This is a genomic window from Zeaxanthinibacter enoshimensis, from assembly GCF_004362865.1.
GTDB lineage: Bacteria > Bacteroidota > Bacteroidia > Flavobacteriales > Flavobacteriaceae > Zeaxanthinibacter > Zeaxanthinibacter enoshimensis.
In genome coordinates this window covers 148,003-166,424 of record NZ_SNYI01000001.1, presented here as the reverse complement: position 1 = coordinate 166,424, position 18,422 = coordinate 148,003, and the positions used below count along the sequence as shown (strand labels likewise).

Sequence of the window (18,422 nt, the reverse complement as noted above, 5' to 3'; positions counted from 1 at the left end):
CAGGTGGCTGCTGTGATATTTTATGTAATTTAGAAACTGCTTCAGATCACACCATATGAACAGACGTGGCTTTCTTTCAAAAACTTCCCTGGCAGCCCTGAGCGCCGCTATAGGAACAGAAATATTTTATGGTGCCCAGATTCCCGCGGGCTACCGGCTGATAGCCGAACAGGATCCTGATCTTTTTGCAAGGTATCATAAGGACAGGGACATGGTTATACTGAATAAGCGACCGATCAATATCGAGGCCAGGGCGCACCTGCTCAATGACGATGTGACCCCGGAACGGTGCATGTTCGTCAGGAATAACGGGAAGGTACCTGTGGAGCTGCAAGCTGAAAACTGGGAACTGCTGATCGATGGCGAATCTGTCCGCCAGGGCAGGAGTTTTAGCCTTGAAGAACTGAAGACCACATTTCCACATTATTCTTATAACCTCACATTAGAATGTGGTGGTAATGGCCGGAGTGAATTTGATCCGCCTGCAAAAGGAAACCAGTGGACAGTTGGTGCTGTCAGCTGTGCAACCTGGACCGGGGTGCGGCTCAGGGACGTACTTCGGGAAGTTGGAATTAAGCAAGATGCCGTTTATGTTGGCTATCATGCCGCAGACCTCCATCTCAGTGGGGATCCCCGGAAAGAGGTTATTTCCAGGGGGATCCCCATGGCAAAAGCAATGCAGGAGGAAACCCTCCTGGCCTTTGAAATGAATGGAAAACCCATTCCTGAGATCCACGGTTTTCCCCTCAGGCTGGTAGCGGGTGGTTGGCCGGCCTCGGTCTCCGGGAAATGGCTGAAAGGGTTAAGCGTAAGGAACCAGGTTCACGACGGACCTAAAATGGAATCGCCGTCTTACCGGGTTCCCTGTGACCCGGTGGCACCGGGAACTGAAGTTGCAGATGAAAATATGTGTATCATAGAATCCATGCCGGTGAAGTCGCTGATCACTTATCCGCGTACCGGTGCCGTCCTGGAAACCGGTCGCTCCCTTCGCATCAACGGGCACGCCTGGGCCGGGGAACTGCAGGTGAAAGAAGTATCTTATTCTATAGATTTTGGGGCCACCTGGCAAGAGTGTACCCTGGATAAACCGGTGAATCGACTCGCCTGGCAGAATTTCAGAGCCGCTGTAACATTCCCTTCAGAAGGTTATTATGAAATATGGGCCCGGGCTACGGATAGCCGTGGGGTTTCGCAGCCCATGGTGCTGCCGGGATGGAACCCCAAAGGATACCTGAATAATGCCTGCCATCGCATTGCAGTAAAGGTTGTGTAAATGAAGAAAAGATCGTCTAAGAAAGAGGGTAACAGCCAGTACAGGATGATGATCCTGGCCGGTTTTATCGTAATATTCACTTTCCTGTCTATCCTAGTTATATTAACTATGGATGCTCTGGAGGAATCCCAGCCACAAGAAGTATTGGTCAGGGATCCTGAAAGAATTGAGAATGGAATTCACCTGAGAACCGGTCTGAAAGCGGGGGAGGGTATGGAGGCAGTGATAAGACATTGCACCCCCTGTCATTCCGCCAGCCTTGTTACCCAGAACCGGATGGATGCTGCCGGCTGGGAATCTACCATTCGCTGGATGCAGGAAACCCAGAATCTATGGGACCTCGGGGAGGACCATGAACTGGTGGTCCGTTATCTCACCCGGGAATATCCGGTGGAATCCAAAGGACGCCGGCAGGCATTGAAAAATATAGAATGGTATAGTCTGGATGGGCAGAACCCCTGATCCCGGGGGGATCAGACCTTCATGATCTCGGCCTCTTTGGTCGCCAGGGAAGCGTCGACTTTTTTACTGTATTTATCGGTCAGCTCCTGTACGTCTGCCTCAGCGTTCTTCAACAAGTCCTCGGAGATGTCCATGTCGCGAAGTTCCTTATTTGCGTCCTGCCGGGCGTTTCGGATACTCACCTTGGCATCTTCTGCCTCTGCCTTAGCTTGCTTTACTAATTGCACCCTTCGCTCTTCGGTCAGGGGTGGGACATTGATGATGATCAGGTCGCCGTTGTTCATCGGGTTAAAGCCCAGGTTGGCGTTCATGATACTCTTTTCTATTTCCTGCAGCAGGTTCTTTTCCCATGGCTGAACCGATATGGTGCGGCCATCAGGGGTATTGATATTCGAGACCTGTGAAAGCGGGGTCATGTTACCGTAGTACTCGACCATTACCGAGGATAACATGGACGGGCTTGCCTTTCCGGCCCTGATTTTAACGAATTCTTTTAATAAGTGAGCGATAGCTCCCTGCATACTTTCTTCTGCGCTATCCAATACAAATTTTACATCCTCGTTCATATCGTAATATTAATGGTAATGGCGATTGGTTATTATTCTTGGTTTACCTCGTCTGTATGACAAATATAGGGATACTACTTATTTTTTAAACGCGAATTTATTTCTCCTACAGGTTGACTACCGTTCCGATATTTTCCCCGGAAACGATCTTCATCAGGTTCCCTTTCTTATTCATATCAAAGACTACTATCGGTAATTCGTTTTCCTGGCTCAGCGTAAAGGCCGTTGTATCCATCACTTTCAGTCCTTTTTTCAATACATCGTTAAAGGACAGGGTGTCGAATTTTGTGGCGGTCTTATCTTTTTCAGGATCACTGGTGTAGATACCGTCTACCCGGGTGCCTTTTAAAATTACGTCAGCCTCTATTTCTATCGCCCTCAATACGGCAGCAGAATCCGTGGTGAAATAAGGATTACCTGTACCTCCTCCAAAGATGACCACTCTTCCTTTTTCCAGGTGACGGATGGCTCTTCTGCGGATAAAGGGCTCGGCAACTTCGTTGATCTTGATGGCTGATTGCAGCCTGGTCTGCAGTCCCTTGTCTTCAAGGGCTGCCTGCAGGGCTAAACCGTTGATGACGGTCGCCAGCATTCCCATATGATCTCCCTGTACCCGGTCCATGCCGTAGCTGGCCCCTGCAAGACCGCGGAATATATTTCCGCCGCCAATGACAATGGCAACTTCTACTCCTTTCTCAACTACAGCTTTGATCTCATCTGCATATTCCCCGAGTCTTTTAGGGTCTATGCCATATTGTTTCTCCCCCATTAAAGCTTCACCACTGAGTTTTAAGAGTATTCTTTTGTAAGGCATGTGATTTTTGGTATTTAGATCCGCACAAAAATAGTAAAATAATTTATGGTCCGGACCTCTGAAATCAATAGGGTTAAAACCAAATTTATTCTTAATGGCAGGTCACAAGCCGAAATTATTTAATAATCTTGTGCAATTAATCCAATATCCAAATGAAAAGACTATCTGTATATTACCTGCTCCTCTTATGCCTTATTTTAAGTGGGTGCGGGGCATCCAAATCTCTGAATACCGCTTCTTCTTCCCCCGTGATAGCTACGCTGGACCTGGTGAATGTTGAAGACGATAAAGTTAGCGTTACCGTGGATCCGGGTGCTTTCAGCACAGATGCTGTCACCTTTTACATTCCTAAAACTGTTCCCGGAACATACAGTGTGGACAATTACGGGCAGTATATAGAGATGTTAAAAGCTATCGATTACAAGGGCAATGAGATTCCTGTTACCCGGGTCGATGAGAACAGCTGGAGCATTGCCGGTGCAAAGGACCTGGATAAGGTTGTTTACTTTGTAAACGACACCTATGACACTGAATCTGAAAGAGACGATGCGGTCTTCTCTCCTGCAGGAACAAATATTGATAAAGGAAACACCTACATGCTGAACCTGCACGGGTTCGTGGGGTATTTTGATGGCTACAAGGAAGTTCCTTACGAACTCAGTATCGCGGTTCCGGGAGACCTGGTTGCAACTACTTCATTAAAAAGGGCGAGCCAGGAAAAGATCGCGGGAAAAGATGTCTTTAAGGCCGACCGTTACTTCGAGGTCATAGACAACCCGATCATGTATGCCAAACCTAACAATATCAGTTTTGAAGTGCAGGGCATCACGGTAAACCTGGCAGTGTATTCTCCGAATGGAGTGTATGATGCCGTAGCACTTGAAGGCCGTATGAAAGAAATGATGGGAGCACAGAAAGCATTCCTTGGGCCGATAGACGGAACAAAGGAATACAACATATTGTTGCACCTGTCCCCGATGGGGCCGACAGATCCCAATGGGTTCGGTGCACTGGAACACCATACTTCTACGGTGGTGGTACTGCCTGAGCAGATGCCCAAAGAAAACCTGGAGCAGGCGATGGTGGACGTGGTTTCGCACGAATTCTTCCACATAGTCACCCCACTGAATGTACATTCGGAAGAGATCCAGTTTTTCGATTTCAATGCTCCTGAAATGTCTAAACATCTCTGGATGTACGAAGGAACAACGGAGTATTTTGCCAATCTCTTCCAGATCAACCAGGGCCTGATCGATGAAGACGAGTTCTACCAGCGAATGGTGGATAAGATCAGTAACTCGCGCGCTTATGACGACGACATGTCCTTTACGGTTATGAGTGAGAATATACTGGAATCTCCTTACAAAGAGAATTATGCTAACGTTTACGAGAAAGGAGCATTGATCAACATGTCCTTGGACCTATTGCTCAGGGAGCTTAGCGGGGGTGAAAAAGGGGTGCTTGGGCTGATGAAATCACTTTCCGGTAAATATGGGAATAACACTCCTTTTAAAGACGACTCGCTCATCGGGGAGATCGTGGCAATGACCTATCCTGAAGTAGGGGAGTTCTTCGAAAAATATGTAACAGGGGATACTCCTATAGCTTACGAGGACTTCCTGGCTAAGGTCGGTCTAACCTTAACTTCGGTCAAAGAAGAGAGTGGGTATTTCCTTCGTGGACAGATCCCGTATATTGATGTAGATCAGCAGAATGACAACGCTATTTTTGTCCGGAAGGGAATCACCCTGAACAGTTTTATGAAAGACCTGGGTCTGCAGGGTGGAGATGTGATCGACGAGATCAACGGGGTGGCTATTTCTCTCGAAAGCATTCGGCCCATCATAGGGGAGAGCTTTGGCTGGGATGCGGATAAGGAAATTACCATGACCATCACCAGGGACGGGCAGCAGCTGCAGCTTAAAGGAGTGGCCGGGACCCCGACAGTAATGGTAGAAAAAATAATGGCTTCCGGGGATGCCACAGCAGAAGAACTGGCCCTCAGGGAGGCCTGGCTGAAGGGCTGATACTTTTAGAGAAAATAAAAAAGGGCAACCGTGCAGGTTGCCCTTTTTCATGGAAATGAATTGAATTGTAAAAAATACTTGACAAAAAGTAAAATAAACTTTACATTTATAAAAAGTATAGTCATGAAAACCAGGTATTTATTTGATCCGAAATGGAAAAAGTGGGGGTGGATCATCCTGATCCCCGCTATTTTACTGGGGTTATTTACAGTGATCACAGACTGGGAACCGGCATTGCTGGATATCGAGATGTATGGCCCATTTATTACAGATTATAGTGGTGAGGGTTCTGAGAGTGGATATCTCGACAATAACCTCATGAATGAAATCTGTGGAATATTGCTGATCCTGGGAGGTCTGTTGGTTGCATTTTCAAAACAACAGGAAGAGGATGAATTCATACAGAAACTTCGCTTAGAGTCTCTCGTATGGGCTACCTACGGTAATTATATCATCCTTATCCTGGGTTTTGTTTTCGTTTATGATTTTGGCTTCTTCTGGGTAATGTTGTTTAATATGTTTACCGTCTTGCTGCTATTTATACTCAAATTTCACTGGGACCTGTGGAAACTGAAACAATCGCTATCCTATGCAGAATAACCTGAAAATGGAAAGGGCACGATTAAAAATGACCCAGGCAGATCTGGCCGCGAAGGTGGGGGTGAGCCGGCAAACTATTAATGCCATAGAGCAGGGGAAATACGGTCCTTCGACCATCCTGGCATTACGCTTGTCTTTAGTCTTTGATAAATCCGTAAACGAACTTTTTGCGCTGGATGAGGATGACCTGAATTAAAAAAGCCATTTGTCAGCAGACAAATGGCTTTTGATATAAATCCTTAAAGGAAAGTGATTATCCCAGGGCTACTCTTTCAAATCCGGTTACTTTCAGATCTGAATTAACAGACTTAACGTACTGAGCAACGCTCATTTTACTGTCTTTGATGAAATCCTGGTTTACCAGGGTGTTGTCCTTGAAGAAACGTCCAAGTTTACCTTGTGCGATCTTGTCAAGCATTTCCTCTGGTTTTCCTTCTTGCCTTAACTGGTCTTTAGCGATCTCGATCTCTTTTTCAATGACCTCCTGGTCTACACCATCCTGGTCAAGGGCTACCGGGTTCATGGCGGCAGCCTGCATTGCTACATCTTTAGCAGCATCTGCAGCACCGTCAACATTGGCAGATAAACCTACCAGGGTAGCAATCTTGTTCCCTGCGTGGATGTAAGATCCTACGAAAGGAGCTTCCAGTGTTCTGAAACTTCCGATCTCGATCTTCTCACCGATCACACCGGTCTGCTCTGTCAGTTTATCCTGTACAGAGATCCCGTTGAAATCTGCCTCAAGGAATGCCTCTTTGTTATCAAAAGACAATGCCAGGTCAGCAAGATCATTTGCTAAGGTCACGAATGAGTCGTTCTTAGCTACGAAATCAGTTTCACAGTTCAGGGAGATAATGATCCCTTTCGTGTTATCGCCATTTACTTTAGCAATGGCTGCACCTTCTGAAGACTCGCGGTCAGCTCTCTTGGCAGCAACTTTCTGTCCTTTCTTACGAAGGATTTCTATTGCCTTATCAAAATCACCTTCGGCTTCTACCAATGCATTTTTACAATCCATCATACCTGCACCGGTAGTTTTTCTTAATTTATTGACTTCTGAAGCGGTAACTTTTACCATCATCTGTTGTTCTTTTTAGTGGAGGTCTTTAATGACCCCTGTTATAAAAAATATATTATGATCTGAGATTACTCAACGCCACCTTTGGCCTGGTCTTGCCATTCCTTCAGCTCGTCCCACTTACCATCTGCAGCCATCTTAGCCTGCTTGGCCCATGATCCCGGGTCAAGGTGAGCCAGGTTAGAGCTGGCTTCGGTCAGGATCTCCTTAACGGAGTCAGCATCAGAATCGGCCAGTTTAGCATAGCTGCTGATACCTGCGTTAACAAGTGCCTCAGCTGCTTTTGGTCCAATTCCTTCAATCTTGGTAAGATCGTCAGCTTTAGCCTCTTCTTTCTTTGCTTTTGGAGCTTTCTCCTCAACAACCGGCGCCTCTTCGATAGTCTTGGTACGCTTAGCTGCTTCTGGTTCTTTCTCGGTCTTTGCAACTTCAGGAGCTTCAGTAACTACTTTCTTTTTCTTTGGAGTAGCTGCTTTTGTCTGCTCGTTATCGTCACCTTCATTATCTCCCTGCTTTTCAGATTTTCTCTCGGCAAGTCCTTCGGCAACTGCCTTGGTAACTTCGCTCATGATCACTTCGATAGACTTGGAAGCATCATCATTAGCCGGGATAACGTAATCGATAGGACGTGGATCAGAGTTGGTATCCACCATAGCGAAAATCGGGATGTTCAGTTTCTGAGCTTCCTTCACCGCAATGTGCTCACGCATGGTATCCACGATGAACAGTGCACCTGGCAGACGGGTCATATCTGCGATAGATCCTAAGTTCTTTTCTAACTTAGCACGCAGACGGTCTACCTGCAGACGTTCTTTCTTTGACAGGGTATTAAAAGTACCGTCTTTTTTCATACGGTCAATAGATGCCATTTTCTTTACAGCCTTACGGATAGTGACAAAGTTAGTCAGCATCCCACCTGGCCACCTTTCGGTGATGTATGGCATGTTTACTTCTGCTACCTTATCGGCAACGATGTCTTTAGCTTGTTTCTTTGTTGCAACAAAAAGGATCTTCCTGCCGGAAGCAGCAATCTTGCGAAGTGCTTCGTTAGCTTCGTCCAGTTTTGCAACAGTCTTGTAAAGGTTGATGACGTGGATCCCGTTACGCTCCATGTAGATGTAAGGAGCCATGTTTGGATTCCATTTCCGGGTCAGGTGGCCGAAATGCACACCTGCTTCTAGTAATTCTTTTACTTCAGCTTTTTTAGCCATTTTAATGTACTTAGTTTACGTTCCGTTGAATTAGCAATGCCCAAGTGGTATCCCTGGGGGATGCCTTGAGCATTTAGATGCTAAACTAAGGGAATCCTGATGTGCAGATGCGCCCCGGGAGGGGTGCAGGTTTGCTGATCAGGATGCCTTGATGTCTCTCCCGTTTCAGGGGAGTAGACTTTCAATGAACTTGGGTTATTAATATAAAATAAGAATTCGCCGGTAAACCGGCGAAGTTGATTCTTAACGTTTAGAGAACTGGAATTTCTTACGGGCTTTCTTCTGTCCGAATTTCTTACGTTCTACCATTCTTGGATCACGGGTCAGAAGACCTTCCGGCTTCAGGGTTCCCCTGTGTTCAGCATCCAGTTCACAAAGTGCACGTGAAAGGGCAAGTCTTACAGCTTCCGCCTGTCCTGTTATTCCACCTCCGTATACGTTCACCTTAACATCAAAAGTATCATCAGTTCCGGTCAGTGTAAATGGCTGTGTAACCTTGTACTGCAGTGTAGCAGTTGGGAAATACTCAGCAAGATCCTTTTTATTGATGGTGATGTTACCTTTACCTTCAGACAGGTATACACGGGCAACGGCTGTCTTTCTTCTACCGATTTTATGAATCACGTCCATTATTTAAGGTCGTTTAAGTTAATTGCAGTTGGTTTTTGAGCTTCTTGCTGGTGTTCAGCACCGACATACACTTTCAGGTTCCTGAAAAGATCTGCTCCTAATTTGTTCTTAGGAAGCATTCCCTTGACGGCTCTCTCGATAACCGCCTCAGGCTTCTTTTCCAACAACTCCTGGGCTGTCTGAGAACGCTGCCCACCAGGATATCCTGTGTAACGCAGGTAAACCTTCTCGGTCCACTTGTTCCCTGTCATTTCTATTTTCTCAGCGTTGATCACGATAACATTGTCACCACAATCCACGTGAGGGGTGAAATTAGGCTTGTGTTTTCCCCTGAGTAACTTAGCCACTTTGGAAGCTAACCTTCCTAGCGTCTGTCCTTCGGCATCCACCAACAACCATTGCTTGTCTACTGTGGCTTTATTGGCCGAAACTGTCTTGTAGCTTAATGTATCCACTACCTATATTTTTATAAATTAAACACTTCAATCCCGTTTAGCGGGCTGCAAATGTACAACTATTAAGTTGAATTACAAACCGTTGTTTGCCTATTTTTTTATCAATTATTTCCACAAAAGTGAAAGCCGGAGTACAGGATGGGCAATTTCCCGGCCATCTGCAAAAGTATGTTAAAAAAGCTTTAAAAAAAAGCTCTTTACTGTAACGTATCCTTAGATTGGTCGTCTTTCTTATACATCAATCACAAACCTACCATTTATGAGCCCTTCCGGATGGACCGTCGGATGCTTCCTTTTATTAACCTCTTTTTGCTGGTCGCAATACAGGCCAGACAGCGACGAGGTCATTCAGCGCACCTATACTGCATCAAAGATAATTGAACATAAAGCCCCGGAAATTGACGGGCACCTGGACGATCCTGCCTGGGAACTCGCTTCCTGGGATGGAAATTTCGTGGAATGGCAGCCTGCCGAGAATACGCCCCCCGGGCAACCTACCGATTTCAAAATGATATACGATGATAAATTCCTCTACGTCGCTATTCGTTGTTTTGACTCTGTTCCCCGGAAAATTGAACGACGCTTAGCACGCCGGGATTCTTTTGAAGGGGATAGGGTAACCGTAATGATAGATAGCTATCACGATAAAAGAACGGCATTTGCATTTACCACTACGGCCGCGGGAGTCAAGGGAGAGGAGTTCATGTCTGACAACGGCAGAAACTGGGACGAAAGCTGGAACCCTATCTGGTATACAGATGCCAAGGTGAATGATGCTGGATATACCGTAGAGATGAAGATCCCGTTCAGCCAGCTGAAATTCGGGAAGGCGAAAGAACAGGTGTGGGGATTACAGGTTTTCCGGACTCTCTTCCGGGAAAACGAGCGTTCGGTCTGGCAGCGTATTCCCCGGGATGTAGCCGGCTTTACCAGTGAGTTCGGTTTGCTCCGTGGGCTGGAGGACATCGCCCCCCAGAAGCAACTCGAGATACAACCCTTTGCGGTAAGCCAATACGAGTCTTACCCGGAAGAAGAGGGCAACCCTTTCCGTGACGGGAGCGACTATCCTTTTAACGTCGGGCTCGATGCCAAGATCGGGATCACCAATGACCTGACCCTGGATCTCACCGTAAACCCCGATTTCGGGCAGGTAGATGCTGACCCCGGTGCGATAGCCCTGGATGGTTTCCAGATCTTTTTCCAGGAGCGTCGTCCTTTCTTCGTGGAGAACAAGAATATATTCGATTTTGAGTTTGCGAATGGCAATGACAACCTCTTTTATAGCCGTCGAATTGGCCGGAGCCCGCAAGGTTTTGTCAATTCGGCAGCAGGGGAATTTGTCGATGCCCCGAATAATACTACCATCCTGGGTGCCGCAAAATTTTCCGGGAAGACCAAGGATGGCTGGTCTGTCGGTTTGCTGGAAAGTGTAACCGCGAATATGTATGCGCGGGTTATCGATGCAGGAGGTGAAGAACGCAAGGAGATCGTGGAACCCCTGACCAATTACCTGGTCGGCAGGGTCCAGAAAGATTTCAATAACCGGAATACCTATATAGGGGGAATGTTTACCGCTACGAACCGGAACCTTTCCGAGGAACTCAGTTTTCTTCATGAATCAGCTTATACCGGGGGAATAGATTTCCGGCATAACTGGAAAGACAGGCAGTATTATGTGGAGGGAAATATGGTGTTAAGCCAGGTGCAGGGTTCTCCTGAGGCTATAGAGAATACCCAGCGCAGTATAACGCACCTTTTCCAGCGAACCGATGCCGGGCATGTGTCTGTCGATCCTGAGCGAACTTCCCTTTCCGGAACAGGGGGGAAACTGGAAGCTGGAAAAGCAGGAGGCGGCAACTGGAGATACCAGGGCGGATTTATATGGCGGTCCCCTGGGTTAGAGCTCAATGATGTCGGCTTCCTTAGGCAGGCTGATGAGATCATACAGTTCGCAGAAGTGAATCGTTTATTCCTGAAACCTACAGACTGGTACCGGCAGATACGCGTGGGTGTGGAACAATTCACCACCTATGATTTTGAGGGGAACTATAACCGCATTCAATATGAGCTGAATGGGAATATCAGTTGGGCCAACAACTGGTGGACCGAAATCGGCGGGGCGCATAAACCCAGGATATTTAGTAATAACATCCTGAGAGGCGGTCCAAGGTACAGGTATAACGAAGAGAATTACGGTTTCCTGTTCTTCGGTTCGGACCAGAGCAAGAAATTCAATTTTACCATGGGTTACGTGCACAGCGATGCCACCCAGGATAATTTCAAGTTCAGGCGGTATGTGCTCAGGTTTGGTTACCAGCCATTCTCTGCGTTTAACCTTTCATGGTTCACCTTTATGAACTACAACCCGAATAAGACCCAGTACGTAACAACTTCAGATTTCAATGGAGACGCCCGCTACATCATGGGGGAGATAGACCAGAGAACCCTGAGTACGGCACTGCGTTTTAATTACAGTATCAATCCAAACCTGAGTATACAGTTCTACGGGGAGCCGTTTATCTCCAGGGGGCAGTACACCAACTTTAACCGGGTGGTAAATCCCGTGGCAGACGACCTGTATGAGCGGGTCAGCCTGTTCTCGGACAGCCAGATAGCCAAGAATGATTCGGGCAGTTACCTGGTGGATGAAAATCTTGACGGCCAGACCGATTACTCGTTCTCCGATCCTGATTTCGCCTTCGTGCAGTTCCGCTCTAACCTGGTTGTGCGTTGGGAATATATTCCCGGCTCAGAACTCTTCTTTGTCTGGTCGCAGGGAGTCACCGGCTTCGGTGACCCTATGGGATCCCTGGGAAGTAACCTCGACCGCCAGATCCTTGGGCAGAAACCGGATAACACCTTCCTGATCAAGGCCACTTACCGCTTCATCCTCTAAAAGAAAAAGCGTACAGCCCTGACGGTTGTACGCTTATTTAAATTTTATGTTATTCGGCCTAGTGGGCTTCCAGCCAGTTCTCGCCGGTCCCTATATCTACGACCAGGGGAACTTTTAAGGTGTAGGCTGCTTCCATTTCTGACCTTATCATTTCGCTCACTTTTTCCAATTCGGGTTTATAGACGTCAAATACCAATTCATCATGTACCTGCAACAGCATCTTGGTCTTATAATTCCCGGCTTCCAGTTTTTTATGGATGTTGATCATCGCGACCTTTATGATATCGGCTGCACTTCCCTGGATGGGAGCATTGACTGCATTCCTTTCTGCGGCTCCCCTTACTACCGCATTACTGCCGTTGATATCTTTTAGGTATCGCCGTCTTCCCATCACTGTCTGCACATAGCCGTGTTCCCTGGCAAAATCTATCTGCTCACTGATATAATTCCGGAGTTTCGGGTAGGTCTTGTAATAAGTGTCTATCAGTTCTTTGGCCTCGGTCCGGGACAGGTCTGTCTGGTTACTGAGTCCGAAAGCAGACACCCCGTAAATGATTCCGAAATTCACGGTCTTGGCATTACCTCTTTGTTCCCGTGTGACTTCCTCCAGCGGAACGTCGAATACCCTGGCGGCCGTAGCGGCATGGATATCTTCTCCCTTTTTAAAAGCTTCTATCATGTTGGTCTCCTCACTTAATGAAGCGATAACCCTTAGTTCGATCTGGGAGTAATCTGCTGCCAGTAAGATATAATCTTCGTTCCTGGGTACAAATGCTTTCCTGACCTGCCTGCCGCGCTCTGTCCGTATGGGGATATTCTGCAGGTTAGGGTTATTGCTGCTTAAGCGTCCCGTGGCTGCAACGGTCTGCATATAATCCGTATGTACCCTCCCTGTATTGGGCTGTACCTGTTCGGGCAGGGCTTCCACATAGGTGCTCTTAAGCTTGCTGAGTCCACGGTATTCCAGGACATCCCTGATGATCTGGTGATCCTTGGCCAGGGTAGAGAGCACGTCTTCCGCTGTGGAATACTGGCCCGTCCTGGTCTTTTTTGGTTTGTCGACCAGTTTCATCTGGTCAAAGAGTATTTCGCCTAATTGTTTGGGGGATGAAATATTAAACTCGGTTCCCGCTTCGGCATAGATCTGCTGCTCCAGCTTCCGGATATCCGAATTAAGTTCTTCGGTCAGGGATTGAAGAAAATCCTTGTCCAGTCGTATTCCCTCCAGCTCCATATCGGCCAGTACCCTCAGCAGGGGAACCTCGATGTCACTGAAAAGTTGCTCTGTATTGGCTTCTTTCAGTTCCGGCCGGAAAAACTGGGCCAGCTGGTAGGTTACATCGGCGTCTTCCACCGCGTACTCTGTCTGTTCCTCCACAGGTACCTCCCGCATACTCAACTGGTTCTTGCCCTTCTTCCCGATCAGGTCTGAAATAGGGATGGGGCTGTAGTTGAGATAGGTCTCGGCCAGCACATCCATATTGTGCCTCATGTCCGGGTTGATCAGGTAATGTGCCAGCATGGTGTCAAACAAGGGGCCGTTGACGTTCACCCCGTATCGATCCATAACCTTAATGTCGTATTTCAGGTTCTGCCCTATCTTCTCTATCACCTCGGATTCGAAAAACGGTCTGAGTTCTTCCAGTAAGGCTTCGGTCTGTTCCCGGTCTTCGGGCATAGGGACATAGAAACCTTTGCCCGGCTCCCAGCTGAATGCGATGCCAACCAATTCGGCCTCGAGGGGATTCAGGGAGGTGGTTTCCGTGTCAAAACAGACACTCTGCTGCTTCATCAGCTTCTGCATAAAAAGTTTCATCGCCATCCCGGGTGCTACACTCTGGTAGGAATGGGGCACGTCTTTCAGGGTTTTCCTGCCCGAGATCTCCTTCAGGGTGGCTGGTGCTTCGCCCTCTGCGCCAAAAAGCGAGAACTGCCCGCTCCCTGCTTCCCGGGCATGTTCTTTGGCTGTATGGGTACTGCTTACCTGGGCCTGGGCTTCAGTTTCCCCGCTGAAGATCTTTAAAAACTGGTCTTTCAGACGGCGGAATTCCAGTTCTTCAAATAGTTCCTGAACCTTTTCGCTGTCGGGCATGGAGAGTTCGTAATCCGTGGCGTCAAAAGTGACATCACAGGTGATACAGATGGTGGCCAGTTGTTTCGAAAGCCGGCCCAGTTCTGCATTCTCCTCCACCCGTTCCTTCATTTTGCCTTTCAGCTGGTCTGTGTTTTCGAGCAGACCTTCCATGGAGCCGAACTGTGTAATAAACTTTTTCGCGGTCTTATCGCCGACTCCCGGCAAACCGGGGATATTATCACTGGCATCGCCCATCATCCCCAGGTAGTCGATCACCTGTTCCGGTCTCTCCACGCCAAAACGTTTCTGGACTTCCGGGATGCCCCAGATCTCTATCCCGTTCCCCATTCGTGCCGGGCGGTACATAAATATGTTTTCCGAGACCAATTGCCCGAAATCCTTATCGGGGGTGACCATAAATACTTTGTACCCTTCTTTTTCGGCCTGCTTTGCCAGGGTGCCGATGATATCATCGGCCTCCAGGCCCGATACTTCCACACAGGGGATGTGCATTGCCTTAAGGATCTTCTGTATGTAGGGAATGGCAATCCTGATAGCATCCGGGGTCTCATCCCGGTTGGCTTTATACTCTGGGAATAACTCGGTTCGCTCCGCACTTCCGTCCTTGTCAAAGCAGACTGCCAGGTGATCCGGTTTTTCCCGCTTTATGACATCGAAAAGAGAATTCATGAACCCCATGATGGCCGAGGTATCCATTCCTTTCGAGTTGATCCTGGGATTTTTTATCAGGGCGTAATAGCCACGGAAGATCAATGCGTAAGCATCGAGTAAAAAAAGTCGTTTTTGGTCTGCCATTGTTAGTCTGCTAGAAAAGATTTCAAATTTACGAACTTCTGTCGCTACGGAGAAGGATTATTGGTTTATATAGCTTCCGGCAGGGGTAAGGCTGTGTCCTTCTTCGGAATAGGTGCGGTAACTGAAACCCGGCTGTATACAGTAGCCGCCAGTTTCTCCTTTCTTGTTAAGGGCAATGAACCCGACCTGGAAATCGCGGTACCCGGGGTTTTTCGCAACGATCCGTTTTACGGCTATTTCGCAGGCTTCCTGTGGACTCTTTCCCTGGCGCATCAATTCTACGATAAGGAAACTGCCAACAGTGCGGACTACTTCTTCACCCACCCCGGTGGCAGTGGCGCCGCCTACCTCGTTATCGATGAAGAGCCCGGCCCCGATGATGGGAGAATCCCCGACCCGTCCGGCTATTTTATACGCCATCCCGCTGGTGGTGCAGGCTCCGGAAATGTCTCCCTTTCTGTCGATGGCCAGCATCCCGATAGTATCGTGGTTCTCGATATTGATAATAGGTTTATATTGGGAGGTTTTTTTCCATTCTTCCCATTCCTGCCGTGACCTGGCGGTCAGCAGATCTTCTTTTGGAAATCCTTGTTCATAAGCGAACTTTTCAGCCCCGTCTCCGGCCAGCATCACGTGTGGAGTTTCTTCCATTACTTTCCGGGCCACGGATACGGCGTGTACTATATTCCTGAGATAGACCACAGACCCGCAATTTCCATCCTTATCCATGATGCAGGCATCCAGGGTAACCTGTCCGTCACGGTCCGGCCTGCCGCCTTTGCCAACGGTCTGGTTGTTTTCATCGGCCTCTTCTACCATCACCCCCTGTTCCACAGCATCCAGGGATGTCGCACCCTCTTTTAATACCTCCCAGGCACGGGAGGTGGCATTGGCAACATCCCAGGTGGCAAGAACAATGGGTTTAGTTTCCCGGGTTAAACTATTTAAGGATTCTGAATTTAATCCTGCTTGTGCAGCTATGAGTGGTGTACTTAAGATCCCCGCGGTTCCCAGGGTAGAATTTTTAAGGAATTTTCTTCTTTGCATTACTGGTTGATGTTTACTTTAGTTTCTAAATATAGTTAATATGATCGTAGAAGTTTGTGCCAATTCTATCAGTTCTGCCCTCGCTGCTGAGCAGGCCGGGGCAGACAGGGTGGAGCTCTGTTCGGAACTCGGGCTGGGTGGTATTACTCCGTCTTATGGTTTTCTTAAAACAGCTGTAGCAACTTTGAATATATCTTTACATGTCCTTATAAGGCCGCGTTCCGGGGATTTCACTTATACATCCGAGGAGTTCGATGTTATGCTTGCGGATATAGCTTTATGCAAGTCCCTGGGAGTTGCGGGAGTGGTATCCGGGGCGCTCTTAAAAGATGGCTCTATAGACCGATTGCGCACGGCGATGCTGATACAGCAGTCAGAGGGTATGTCTTTCACCTTTCACAGGGCCTTTGATTGGGTGCCCGATCCTTTGGCCAGTGCAGAAGCCCTGGATGCAATGGGGGTTGATTGCTTATTGAGTTCCGGGCAGAAGCGTAAGGCTATGGAAGGGATCGAATTACTACAGCAGTTAAAGAACAGGCTGTCAAAAGTGGTGGTCATGCCGGGGGGTGGCGTACGGGAAGAAGAAGCGAGGCAGCTGAAATCCCTGGGTTTCCGGGCACTCCACCTGTCAGCGGTTAAGCAACAGCGACAACTGGACAACACCCCGGGTGTCAGTATGATCTCCCCCGCTATGATAGGGGATGAATATGTTTGGCAAAGCGATCCGGAAATCATTTCGGCCGTGGTTCATAGCGTTAAATAAATTGTTAATGGACCCGCTAAACCCTTGTTAAAGAAATATATTTGCAGAAAACACCCCTATGCTTAGATGGATCATTTTTGTTGTCGTGTATGCTGTGCTGAGCTTTTATGCTTTGCAGGCGCTTAAAACGGCAACCCGCTACCCCTGGGTCTATTATCTTTTTATTGCTGTTTCCCTCCTGGTACTTGGGAATTTCATCTACCAGTTTACGTTATCCGAAGCTGACGGCAGGGTGCTTAGTAAGCCTAAAAGTTACGCCTTTGGTTTCCTGGTGGCTATGTTATCCTTTAAACTGATCACAATACTGTTCCTGGCCTCCGAAGACCTGATTCGGCTGCTAAGCGGGGCTTACTCCCGCTTCTCGGGAGATTCTAAAGAATTCAGCCTCCCTTCCCGCCGGCGCTTCCTTAGCCTGGTGGCCCTGGGAATAGCGGCCCTCCCATTTAGTGCATTGTTATACGGGATGTACCGGGGTAAATATAATTTCAAGGTTCTGAAATACAACCTTGAATTCGAAGATCTGCCCGATGCTTTTGACGGCTACCAGATCACCCAGATATCGGATGTACATAGCGGGAGTTTTGACAACCGGAAAAAAATAGAATACGCGGTGAATCTCATCAATCAACAGCAGAGCGATGTTATTTTCTTCACCGGGGATATGGTGAATAATAAAGCTGAAGAGATGTACCCCTGGGCCGATCTCTTTTCCAGTCTTACCGCAAAGGATGGCAAGTACTCCGTGCTCGGTAACCACGATTACGGCGATTACGTAGAGTGGGATACAGAGGAGGAGAAAAGTGAGAATCTTGAATCACTGAAAAAGCTGCAGCGGGATATGGGCTTTGATCTTTTACTCAATGAGAGTCGCTACTTGCAAAGAGGAACCGACCGCCTGGCCCTGATCGGGGTTGAAAACTGGGGTAGAGGAGGTTTCAAGAAGGCAGGTGACCTGGAGAAAGCCGCAGGAAAAGTTGACAAGAATGATTTTAAAATTCTGCTCAGTCATGATCCGTCCCATTGGGAAGATGTGGTGATCAAAGATGATCTGCATTACCACCTGACCCTGAGCGGGCACACCCACGGCATGCAGTACGGCATTGAGATTCCCGGCTTTATTAAATGGAGTCCTGTAAAGTGGCGGTATAAGTACTGGGCAGGGATCTACGAGGAACTCGGGCAATTCATCAATGTAAACCGCGGCTTCGGTTTCCTGGGATATCCCGGCAGGGTGGGTATCTGGCCGGAGATCACCGTGATCACCTTGAAGAAGAAGGGAGTGGCCTGATCTCCCAATGGCCAGGCATTTAACAAATTGTGGGCGGTTATCTTGTTTTTGTTAATTTTTATTACATTTGGTTAATAACCTAAAGACCCGCATATGTCTAAATTCGGTGAACTCATAGATCTGAATGTTCCGGTACTACTGGATTTCTACGCCGAGTGGAACGAGCAATCTACTGCGATGCATCCTGTCTTACGCGATGTTGCCGCAGCCCTGGGCGATAAGGGTAAAGTGATCAAGATTGATGTGGACAAGAATAAAGAGCTTTCCCAGGCCCTGCGGATAAAAGGTTTGCCTACCCTGATGATCTACAAGAAAGGGGAAATGGTATGGCGGCAAAGCGGAGAGCAGGACGCGAATACGCTGATAGGAATCTTAAACGAATATATTTAGAGTCCTGGTATTTACAGGAAATAAATAAA

Annotated in this window: 17 protein-coding genes; 9 read left to right on the top strand and 8 right to left on the bottom strand. The window is 47.8% G+C overall.

The genetic code is table 11. The annotated features are described in order from the left end of the window. Nucleotides 1–55 precede the first annotated feature (55 nt). The gene (locus tag CLV82_RS00755; protein ID WP_133642402.1) at nucleotides 56–1,276 is read left to right on the top strand and encodes a sulfite oxidase; all 1,221 of its coding nucleotides are present in this window, start codon (nucleotides 56–58) and stop codon (nucleotides 1,274–1,276) included. Then, nucleotides 1,277–1,738, top strand: a complete 462-nt coding sequence (locus CLV82_RS00750) for a monoheme cytochrome C (protein ID WP_133642401.1) — start codon at nucleotides 1,277–1,279, stop codon at nucleotides 1,736–1,738. An 11-nt stretch (nucleotides 1,739–1,749) separates the two neighbouring features. On the opposite strand, the gene frr is transcribed toward CLV82_RS00750, so the two are convergent. After that, a complete protein-coding gene (frr, locus tag CLV82_RS00745) occupies nucleotides 1,750–2,304 on the bottom strand; it encodes a ribosome recycling factor (RefSeq protein WP_133642400.1) in 555 nt (184 codons plus the stop codon). Nucleotides 2,305–2,410: 106 nt separating this feature from the next. Further along, nucleotides 2,411–3,118: a UMP kinase gene (gene pyrH, locus CLV82_RS00740; protein WP_133642399.1), complete on the bottom strand. Its 708-nt coding sequence runs from the start codon at nucleotides 3,116–3,118 to the stop codon at nucleotides 2,411–2,413. A gap of 152 nt (nucleotides 3,119–3,270) precedes the next feature. Here pyrH and CLV82_RS00735 point away from each other — a divergent pair, with 152 nt between their 5' ends. From CLV82_RS00735 to CLV82_RS00725, 3 genes are all read left to right on the top strand, one after another. Beyond that, nucleotides 3,271–5,145: a M61 family metallopeptidase gene (locus CLV82_RS00735; protein ID WP_133642398.1), complete on the top strand. Its 1,875-nt coding sequence runs from the start codon at nucleotides 3,271–3,273 to the stop codon at nucleotides 5,143–5,145. A gap of 123 nt (nucleotides 5,146–5,268) precedes the next feature. Then, nucleotides 5,269–5,745, top strand: a complete 477-nt coding sequence (locus CLV82_RS00730) for a hypothetical protein (protein WP_133642397.1) — start codon at nucleotides 5,269–5,271, stop codon at nucleotides 5,743–5,745. Beyond that, nucleotides 5,735–5,941: a helix-turn-helix transcriptional regulator gene (locus CLV82_RS00725; protein ID WP_133642396.1), complete on the top strand. Its 207-nt coding sequence runs from the start codon at nucleotides 5,735–5,737 to the stop codon at nucleotides 5,939–5,941. Before CLV82_RS00730 ends, CLV82_RS00725 begins: the two co-directional genes overlap by 11 nt. Before the next feature lie 57 nt (nucleotides 5,942–5,998). On the opposite strand, the gene tsf is transcribed toward CLV82_RS00725, so the two are convergent. The 4 genes from tsf to rplM form a co-directional block, all read right to left on the bottom strand. Further along, nucleotides 5,999–6,823, bottom strand: coding sequence for a translation elongation factor Ts (gene tsf, locus CLV82_RS00720; RefSeq protein WP_133643421.1), 825 nt, complete (start codon nucleotides 6,821–6,823; stop codon nucleotides 5,999–6,001). Between the two features lie 68 nt (nucleotides 6,824–6,891). Beyond that, the gene (gene rpsB / locus CLV82_RS00715) at nucleotides 6,892–8,034 is read right to left on the bottom strand and encodes a 30S ribosomal protein S2 (RefSeq protein ID WP_133642395.1); all 1,143 of its coding nucleotides are present in this window, start codon (nucleotides 8,032–8,034) and stop codon (nucleotides 6,892–6,894) included. A gap of 243 nt (nucleotides 8,035–8,277) precedes the next feature. After that, complete coding sequence (gene rpsI, locus CLV82_RS00710) at nucleotides 8,278–8,664, bottom strand: 30S ribosomal protein S9 (RefSeq protein WP_133642394.1); 387 nt, start codon at nucleotides 8,662–8,664, stop codon at nucleotides 8,278–8,280. Then, nucleotides 8,664–9,119, bottom strand: a complete 456-nt coding sequence (rplM, locus tag CLV82_RS00705) for a 50S ribosomal protein L13 (RefSeq protein WP_133642393.1) — start codon at nucleotides 9,117–9,119, stop codon at nucleotides 8,664–8,666. The genes rpsI and rplM overlap by 1 nt, the downstream gene beginning before the upstream one ends. Nucleotides 9,120–9,378: 259 nt before the next feature. Here rplM and CLV82_RS00700 point away from each other — a divergent pair, with 259 nt between their 5' ends. Then, nucleotides 9,379–12,015 (top strand): DUF5916 domain-containing protein, encoded by a 2,637-nt coding sequence (locus CLV82_RS00700; RefSeq protein WP_133642392.1) that lies wholly within the window; start codon nucleotides 9,379–9,381, stop codon nucleotides 12,013–12,015. Between the two features lie 58 nt (nucleotides 12,016–12,073). On the opposite strand, the gene polA is transcribed toward CLV82_RS00700, so the two are convergent. Together polA and CLV82_RS00690 are read right to left on the bottom strand one after the other, a co-directional pair. Next, nucleotides 12,074–14,905 (bottom strand): DNA polymerase I, encoded by a 2,832-nt coding sequence (gene polA, locus CLV82_RS00695; protein ID WP_133642391.1) that lies wholly within the window; start codon nucleotides 14,903–14,905, stop codon nucleotides 12,074–12,076. Nucleotides 14,906–14,962: 57 nt separating this feature from the next. Further along, complete coding sequence (locus CLV82_RS00690; RefSeq protein WP_133642390.1) at nucleotides 14,963–15,952, bottom strand: isoaspartyl peptidase/L-asparaginase family protein; 990 nt, start codon at nucleotides 15,950–15,952, stop codon at nucleotides 14,963–14,965. Nucleotides 15,953–15,992: 40 nt separating this feature from the next. Between CLV82_RS00690 and CLV82_RS00685 the strand changes: the two genes are divergently transcribed. The 3 genes from CLV82_RS00685 (at nucleotide 15,993) to CLV82_RS00675 (ending at nucleotide 18,393) form a co-directional block, all read left to right on the top strand. Beyond that, on the top strand, nucleotides 15,993–16,715 hold the full coding sequence (locus tag CLV82_RS00685) for a copper homeostasis protein CutC (RefSeq protein WP_133642389.1): 723 nt from the start codon (nucleotides 15,993–15,995) through the stop codon (nucleotides 16,713–16,715). A gap of 58 nt (nucleotides 16,716–16,773) precedes the next feature. Then, the gene (locus CLV82_RS00680) at nucleotides 16,774–18,003 is read left to right on the top strand and encodes a metallophosphoesterase (RefSeq protein ID WP_133642388.1); all 1,230 of its coding nucleotides are present in this window, start codon (nucleotides 16,774–16,776) and stop codon (nucleotides 18,001–18,003) included. A 93-nt stretch (nucleotides 18,004–18,096) separates the two neighbouring features. Beyond that, a complete protein-coding gene (locus CLV82_RS00675) occupies nucleotides 18,097–18,393 on the top strand; it encodes a thioredoxin family protein (RefSeq protein WP_066426179.1) in 297 nt (98 codons plus the stop codon). The last annotated feature ends 29 nt before the right edge of the window (nucleotides 18,394–18,422 follow it).

Coding starts and splice junctions, on each gene's coding strand:
- CLV82_RS00755 (WP_133642402.1), top strand. CDS start 56: ATGAACAGACGTGGCTTTCTTTCAAAAACTTCCCTGGCAGCCCTGAGC.
- CLV82_RS00750 (WP_133642401.1), top strand. CDS start 1,277: ATGAAGAAAAGATCGTCTAAGAAAGAGGGTAACAGCCAGTACAGGATG.
- frr (WP_133642400.1), bottom strand. CDS start 2,304: ATGAACGAGGATGTAAAATTTGTATTGGATAGCGCAGAAGAAAGTATG.
- pyrH (WP_133642399.1), bottom strand. CDS start 3,118: ATGCCTTACAAAAGAATACTCTTAAAACTCAGTGGTGAAGCTTTAATG.
- CLV82_RS00735 (WP_133642398.1), top strand. CDS start 3,271: ATGAAAAGACTATCTGTATATTACCTGCTCCTCTTATGCCTTATTTTA.
- CLV82_RS00730 (WP_133642397.1), top strand. CDS start 5,269: ATGAAAACCAGGTATTTATTTGATCCGAAATGGAAAAAGTGGGGGTGG.
- CLV82_RS00725 (WP_133642396.1), top strand. CDS start 5,735: ATGCAGAATAACCTGAAAATGGAAAGGGCACGATTAAAAATGACCCAG.
- tsf (WP_133643421.1), bottom strand. CDS start 6,823: ATGGTAAAAGTTACCGCTTCAGAAGTCAATAAATTAAGAAAAACTACC.
- rpsB (WP_133642395.1), bottom strand. CDS start 8,034: ATGGCTAAAAAAGCTGAAGTAAAAGAATTACTAGAAGCAGGTGTGCAT.
- rpsI (WP_133642394.1), bottom strand. CDS start 8,664: ATGGACGTGATTCATAAAATCGGTAGAAGAAAGACAGCCGTTGCCCGT.
- CLV82_RS00700 (WP_133642392.1), top strand. CDS start 9,379: ATGAGCCCTTCCGGATGGACCGTCGGATGCTTCCTTTTATTAACCTCT.
- polA (WP_133642391.1), bottom strand. CDS start 14,905: ATGGCAGACCAAAAACGACTTTTTTTACTCGATGCTTACGCATTGATC.
- CLV82_RS00690 (WP_133642390.1), bottom strand. CDS start 15,952: ATGCAAAGAAGAAAATTCCTTAAAAATTCTACCCTGGGAACCGCGGGG.
- CLV82_RS00685 (WP_133642389.1), top strand. CDS start 15,993: ATGATCGTAGAAGTTTGTGCCAATTCTATCAGTTCTGCCCTCGCTGCT.
- CLV82_RS00680 (WP_133642388.1), top strand. CDS start 16,774: ATGCTTAGATGGATCATTTTTGTTGTCGTGTATGCTGTGCTGAGCTTT.
- CLV82_RS00675 (WP_066426179.1), top strand. CDS start 18,097: ATGTCTAAATTCGGTGAACTCATAGATCTGAATGTTCCGGTACTACTG.